This is a genomic window from Butyrivibrio sp. AE2005 (genome assembly GCF_000686965.1).
Taxonomy (GTDB): Bacteria; Bacillota; Clostridia; order Lachnospirales; family Lachnospiraceae; genus Butyrivibrio; species Butyrivibrio hungatei_A.
In genome coordinates, this window is record NZ_JMMD01000032.1 from 24470 (window position 1) to 30813 (window position 6344).

Below are 6344 nucleotides of genomic sequence, written 5' to 3' on the forward strand. Positions count from 1 at the left end.
TTCTATATGTTTTTTTGAAAAATAACTACCATCAAGTCAGATCAAAAATACACTTATTAAGCGTTAGCGCCGTTCCGAATTTTTCGGAAAAAGGGGTTTGGGGTGTTACACCTCCAACAAGCGTCAAGAGCATTTGTCTGTCAAATGCACTGCTTGCCACTTCTTTTATAGCCCTCGTAGGGATTCTTCAGAAGCGGCGGTGCGAGGATTATTCTTTTTTACTTTCACCAGTTCTGTAATCCAATACTAGGTAAGTGCTGACATTCATAAATGTATTCTGTTCACTCAGTAAGCTCATCTTGATCATGAAATATCTCAAAAGGGCTACTCATATTCAAATTCTGATGAGAGTTTCTCTTTTCTTTTATCTGCATTCGTAGAAGTTCAACTGCATTTTCAAGCCTTTTCCATGCATATTGATGTATTACCATTTCAACTTTCAATGGAAAAAGAACGTTTGTCTCATCTTCAAATGATACTTTAGAAGCATCTATTTGCACATAATCATCAAACAACTTGCTGTTTCTAATGTTTTCTTCCATAAATTCTTTTGTCAAATAACCGGAAATAGTCTTGGGCTGATCCATACATAACATATAAAGTGCATAGATTACAGCGAGATTCGAAAACGCCTCTTCTGATTTATGTCCATTTATTGTTACAGTATGTTTCCCACTCTCAAACAACAGATTGATCATTCCAAGGAAAAGCATCGCCGATTCTTTTTTCATATGAATCAGTTCAGAATCATCATGTGAATCACCTTCTACTAATGCCACCTCATCAAAACAATAACCATCCGTACTGATATTCTTAGCTATACGCCATTCATGCAATTGTTTTATAGCATTGTCACTAAGACCAGTATAATTACCAATATATTTTCTGTCATAGTTAGAATAATCTTTTTCTTTTCCTATAAGGTAGTCAGCGCTTATATCGCACTTATCACATATTCTAAGAAACATTTCCAAATCAATTGATTTTTGAGCGCCCTTCTCAACCTTATTCATTTTCTTCTTTATTGCTTCCTCTGAGGAAGTGCTCTCCGGAAATAAAAATTGATAAAACTCAGTTTGAGTCATGCCCTTCTTCTTACGGATATTACGAATATTCTTTCCAAAGCCAATAGAGTGACTATTTGATTCCATTTTTACTCCTTCCATTTTTAATAATTGGATTGTTTTAGGGAATTGAATAGGGATGTAAATAATAATACTATACTCTCAAAGAGCTGTAAATAAAGACTCAATACATTCCTATAGCAATACTAGGTAACATCTCCAAATTGGATCCTATATCAGAAAGGAGTAAAATAATGATAACAAACGAATTTTCTATGAATCATGAAAACAGACTAGCAGAAAATGCATTATCAAAAAAAGAACAGGAAAAGCAACAGTTCTTTAGATGGGACATTACTGAAAATGCTGAGCTAGTTGGAGAACACCATCATCCTAAGCTTAAAGCTATATCCAAAATACCGGACGTAAAAAGATTAGTTACCTTAAACAATGCTCCATATGAACAGCATCCGGAAGAATGTGGATTATGTTTTTACACAAAAGATTCTATAATAGAAAGAATATGGAATAATCGGCACAAATACGTTAACTTGGTGCAGCGTTTTCCATTGGTTATCGGTCTAGACTACAGCATTCTTTGCAACATGTATTATCCTCAACAGGTATATAACTGCTGGAGAAACTATGTTATGACTTACTGGCTACAGCAGTTTCATCCTACTGTAGTACCTAACGCAGGTTTTGGAGATAAAGATACATTTCCATGGACATTAGATGGAATGCCAGAAGACAGTTGGATTTCCGTGACCACGCAAGGATGCTTTGATAACTATATTCTAAAACATATTTTTTTGAATGGGCTACACGAATTAGTTCGCCAAAAGCACCCCAAGGGAATAATAGTTTATGGTCTTTTTCCTCAAGAGTGGATTGACAAATTTCCAGTCCCAATCATTATATTCCCTTCCTATTCCCAAAATAAATGGGGAGGAATTTGACTATGGGAAGAGGAAAAGGAGGATATACACAAATCCAGACAAACTATAAAGATTCTGGAGGAAGAAAAGTTACCGATTCAGGTACTATCTTCGTCGCAGAAAGATATATAGACATGGGTTACGAAGCCGTTTTCAGGCAGCGACATGACGAAATTAATGCTAAAACATACGATCTTTCAATTAAAACAAGTAATGACGAACACTTTATCAAGAATATTGAAGTAAAGCAGACTACGAGTAATAATCCAAGTCAATTAGCCAAAAATATAAAAGAAGGATTCCAGCAAGTTGGCTCAGGAGGTACTGTTGCATTGTATCTTCCTAAGAAACAAAGTGATTCCAAGTCCACGAAAGAACTTATTACAACTGGTTATAATGAAGCTTTACGAAAAGGAAATGTCCTCGGAACTGTAGAAGTATGGTTTGATGATAAAACAAGAAGAACGCTATAAGGAGGCTGACATGGCAAGATTAGGATGTAAATGTGGTGCCGAAATGGCAAATACTATATCCCCTTCAAAAAACAGGCTAAGTATCTATTATATCCAAGAGGTTAAGGATGCCATTAATTCCAATCCTCAAATAAGGTTATGGGATTTTTACACCGGATGGGATGAAAAAAATAATTGCAATAACAGTTTTCAGGATAGAAATGAACCTGTCGAATATTGGTACTGTACCTCATGCAAACGGGTATATGAGGTTCAAGCTGAATCATGTGGAAAGATCATGAGGACGTATGTCTTAGACAAAGAAAAAAAATCAGAAAAAATAGATATCTCATCACTAACAGAATTGCTGGTTTTAACAGATGAAGAAATGGACAAGCTTCTTGCCCAAAACGAAAAACTGACTTTACAAGATTACTTAGCTCAGCGGAGCACTCCAAGAGTATATATAACAGCTGATGAAAAAACTGTTTATATAACAGATATAGAAACATGCACAACTCACATATATTTGTGCGAAGATACGAAATAAGGATATAATGCCCAAACTTCTAAAAAGCAGCACAGGATTTTATTATATTTCCTGTGCTGCATCATCTACTGCAGAATCGCTATTATAATATGTTTCCCATTATAAGTATATTTTTCTGAAGACATCCAGCGATTCTTCCTTCGTTCTTCTATTTGAAAGAAATTCATCTGCTACAGTTTCCGTGCCCATATTCTCAATAAAAGAAAGAACAGTTTCCCTAACATTTCCAACCGTCTGAATCTTTACATCAGGATTAATCAACGGTAGTAAACGGAACACATCATTCTTATGCTTCTTGATATCATCAGCGTTGACTCTCACTCCCTGCTTTTTCAAGTCGATGTTATTGAGCCATGCATACATTTTAAATGGAATAATATACTCAGCCCCTAAAACCGAGACCCCATCAACTACTCTTCGTCCATTTTTCATAAAAGCGTAGAAATCCTCGTCCAAAGCAATTGCTGACAAGCTAGATACGTCATCATCAATATGAACAGGAATAATGCGGGAATCCATTTCAAAATCTGTTCGTTTGGAAAACAGCTCTATCTGTGACGGGAACCCTGGAGCCGGTTCTGTAAACCTGTAATAGTGCGGATCAGAATTTTTCCAACCACATGTGTACTTTCCTCGCAATATGTATTCCCAAAAAGTTTTACAAAACTCCTTGCCACCATCCTCCATAATCAAAATCATGTCAACGTCCTTTGTAGCTCGAAAGTCTCTGCTCGCCTCCTCCATAAGGATCATACAAGCAGTTCCACCTATCACGGTATAATAATCCGTATATTCTCGGAATGTCTCTTTAAACGACATAAGATTATTTTTTAATTCTATATTATCTGCCAATTCCAGATTTCCTCCTTAACATCTTTCAGGCACTTATGAATTCTCTCATCATTAGTATCCTCAAATGTGCAAATAAGCGATACAGGGTCAACTTGCCCATTACATGAAAGCATAACCGGATCGTATTTCCATTTTTGAACGCGAACAATATCAGCCTCATAGTTCAGGTCCGGATCAACGCCAACTAACTCTTTAAAGAATGGCAAATCTTTATATAATGCATACTCAACATACTTCGGATAACCCAGTTCAGATCTTTGAGACAGGCTAAATTCCCCTGATGCAGGTGCGCTGCTATCCACTTTTCCGTTAGGCAAATACATGACTCCTTGAATAGGATTAATTAAATATTTCCTTGCTTTTTCGTATAGCTCTCTTCGATCCTTAACGCTAACAGTCATTACAATTCCAGTGCCCTGCTTCTTTTCCTCAATTAATCCCTTTTCAAGCAGTTGCTTTGATGCTCTGGATATTGCCATCGGCAAAACCTGCAACCTCTTTGCCGCCTCCAATTTTGTATAACTATCATTTTCATATAAAAAAAGGAGAAAAAGGAGCTGTGATCCCGGCGCAAAGCGTTCCTTGACAACATCCTCACCCATGGCACACTTTTCAAACAGCACACCCATGAATGGCAAATACATCTGACCATTACGCGATACAAAAGGAATATCATTCTCAATCATGCTATTACGCTGAAAAGAACTGATTTTGTCAAAACCATAAACAGCATCCTCTTTTAGAGCATTTTGGTAGGATGCCAACTGTTTTTTTAAGGTTTTTATATTAAATCGCTCCTGATTTTCGAAAAAAACGACAACAAATGCTTTTCCGGAAACAGACACTCTGTAAAACCTCTTGCCATCTTGCAAATATAACGGCAAAGAGTATTTCGTTTCTTCAAATGAATCCAGTTTTCTTCCGTATACTTGTTCGAAAAGTTTTTTCATTTTAGCCCTTTCTAACATTTTTATTTTATACTAACACATATAATGTTAGTATTCAATTTTTATGTTAGTTTAGTTGATAACGCCGCTTCTAAAGAATCCCTACGAGGGCTATTAAAAAAGTGGCAAGCAGTGCATTTGTGGGACAAATGCTCTTAACGCTTGTTGGAGGCGAATCGCCCCAAACCCCTTTTGCCGAAAAATTTCGGAACAGCGCATTCGCTTAATTTTGCTTTTCTGCTTAACTCATACAGATTCTCAACAGCTGCAATTTCTTAACCGCTGAAACCGGTATCTATTTGAATTCCATTTTCTTTTAAAAGATCAAATAATTCTCTCATCTCGGACATACTCATTACGTCTTTCTTTTTTTCCTAACAGAAGTTATAGCTTCACTAATATCTGCCTCCGTCATACTTACTTCTTTTGCCCATTTCTGGGAGTTTTTCATCAGTTTGTCAAACTCATAATTCTGAAGTTGCTTTGCTATTATTTCACGTTCCTCGCCCTTAATTTCAAGAACATTAAACACATCCTCTAACGACCATTTCATGTTCTTCATGATATTCTTTATAATTTTTATTTTTGTCTGCTCAACACGCTCCCTTGCAATAGCATCAGCATATTTATTTGCCAGTTTTTCAAATACTTCGCCCATAACATCACGACCTTTCTGTCCTGCCTACTTCATACTGTAAATTTTCGTTATCCAACATCGTACGTATTTCATCCATGTCTTCATTTGCCATATTGGAGCCGTGTTTTAATGATTCTTTATTGTTTACTATACGTTCTTTTGTAAACTCAAAAGGTGCAAATGAGGTGCAAATCCAAAGGCCATACCCTGTATATCCAGCTAAAATAGGCATTTCAGCCTCTATGTTAGTATCCTGCCGTGGCAGACAAACAGTATTTTAATCATATATTCCTACTCCTTGATATTCCGAGTTATTCGCTGAAATGCGCACCACCGGTGGATTACAAAAGTGTTTACTCTATCACGCGACATTAAAATAATAACACAATCGTGTAATATTACGGAATATTTCGGAATATCATGGACATGAAAAGTAGTCAAAAAGTAGTCACCCCGGGTTCGCCATTCGGAGATATTCTGAGTTGGGATTGTGCCGTATTTTGGCAAAAACAGCCTTTCGGAATGAGCCTAATTCCCTGCCCAGTCCAGAAGGCTGCCTATTTGGTGCATTATTGATTCCGGCAAACTTGAATTTATCTATTAGAAATAATGCTCCATCAAGCGGTCAACCCACTCCGGAACAACTGCATCTTTTTTATCATATACAGGATAGTATGGCTTGATATCCAGGATCGGTGTGCCATCAATCGCATCAAGCCCCTTGACAACGAGTCTGTCTTCCGAAACAGATACAATTTCAACCGAAGTCATGCCAATCCTGTTAGGTCTGTCTTTTCCACGCTGGGAAAAAATACCCACCAGAGGCATATCTTCTCTATTCTGAGGCCTTCTTTGAAGATGTTTTTCTTTTTCATACTTTGCCTTATCAAGATGATATAAAATG

8 protein-coding genes are annotated in these 6344 nt (G+C 36.8%); 3 read left to right on the plus strand and 5 right to left on the minus strand.

Features of this window, described 5'->3' with window-relative positions; genetic code table 11:
* Positions 1–281: 281 nt before the first annotated feature.
* On the minus strand, positions 282–1151 hold the full coding sequence (locus tag DL92_RS0114000; protein ID WP_026668076.1) for a helix-turn-helix domain-containing protein: 870 nt from the start codon (positions 1149–1151) through the stop codon (positions 282–284).
* 167 nt (positions 1152–1318) lie between these two features.
* Between DL92_RS0114000 and DL92_RS0114005 the strand changes: the two genes are divergently transcribed.
* The 3 genes from DL92_RS0114005 to DL92_RS0114015 are packed head-to-tail and all read left to right on the plus strand — an operon-like array spanning position 1319 to position 3004.
* On the plus strand, positions 1319–2023 hold the full coding sequence (locus DL92_RS0114005; protein WP_026654616.1) for a DUF4417 domain-containing protein: 705 nt from the start codon (positions 1319–1321) through the stop codon (positions 2021–2023).
* A gap of 2 nt (positions 2024–2025) precedes the next feature.
* Positions 2026–2475 (plus strand): hypothetical protein, encoded by a 450-nt coding sequence (locus DL92_RS0114010; protein WP_026654615.1) that lies wholly within the window; start codon positions 2026–2028, stop codon positions 2473–2475.
* Positions 2476–2485: 10 nt separating this feature from the next.
* Positions 2486–3004: a hypothetical protein gene (locus DL92_RS0114015; RefSeq protein ID WP_026654614.1), complete on the plus strand. Its 519-nt coding sequence runs from the start codon at positions 2486–2488 to the stop codon at positions 3002–3004.
* Between the two features lie 99 nt (positions 3005–3103).
* On the opposite strand, the gene DL92_RS0114020 is transcribed toward DL92_RS0114015, so the two are convergent.
* The 4 genes from DL92_RS0114020 to DL92_RS0114045 form a co-directional block, all read right to left on the minus strand.
* The gene (locus DL92_RS0114020) at positions 3104–3856 is read right to left on the minus strand and encodes a hypothetical protein (RefSeq protein ID WP_155841175.1); all 753 of its coding nucleotides are present in this window, start codon (positions 3854–3856) and stop codon (positions 3104–3106) included.
* Complete coding sequence (locus tag DL92_RS0114025; protein WP_026668077.1) at positions 3841–4806, minus strand: helix-turn-helix domain-containing protein; 966 nt, start codon at positions 4804–4806, stop codon at positions 3841–3843. The genes DL92_RS0114020 and DL92_RS0114025 overlap by 16 nt, the downstream gene beginning before the upstream one ends.
* Positions 4807–5158: 352 nt before the next feature.
* Entirely contained in the window at positions 5159–5461 is a 303-nt protein-coding gene (locus tag DL92_RS0114035; RefSeq protein WP_026654610.1) for a hypothetical protein, read from the minus strand.
* 579 nt (positions 5462–6040) lie between these two features.
* On the minus strand, positions 6041–6344 hold a 304-nt coding region (locus DL92_RS0114045; protein WP_026668079.1), incomplete at its 5' end, for a TrmO family methyltransferase domain-containing protein.

What these genes read in the sequence shown, in the direction of transcription:
- DL92_RS0114015 (WP_026654614.1), top strand. Translation starts at nt 2,486, where the DNA reads ATGGCAAGATTAGGATGTAAATGTGGTGCCGAAATGGCAAATACTATA.
- DL92_RS0114000 (WP_026668076.1), bottom strand. Translation starts at nt 1,151, where the DNA reads ATGGAATCAAATAGTCACTCTATTGGCTTTGGAAAGAATATTCGTAAT.
- DL92_RS0114035 (WP_026654610.1), bottom strand. Translation starts at nt 5,461, where the DNA reads ATGGGCGAAGTATTTGAAAAACTGGCAAATAAATATGCTGATGCTATT.
- DL92_RS0114025 (WP_026668077.1), bottom strand. Translation starts at nt 4,806, where the DNA reads ATGAAAAAACTTTTCGAACAAGTATACGGAAGAAAACTGGATTCATTT.
- DL92_RS0114005 (WP_026654616.1), top strand. Translation starts at nt 1,319, where the DNA reads ATGATAACAAACGAATTTTCTATGAATCATGAAAACAGACTAGCAGAA.
- DL92_RS0114010 (WP_026654615.1), top strand. Translation starts at nt 2,026, where the DNA reads ATGGGAAGAGGAAAAGGAGGATATACACAAATCCAGACAAACTATAAA.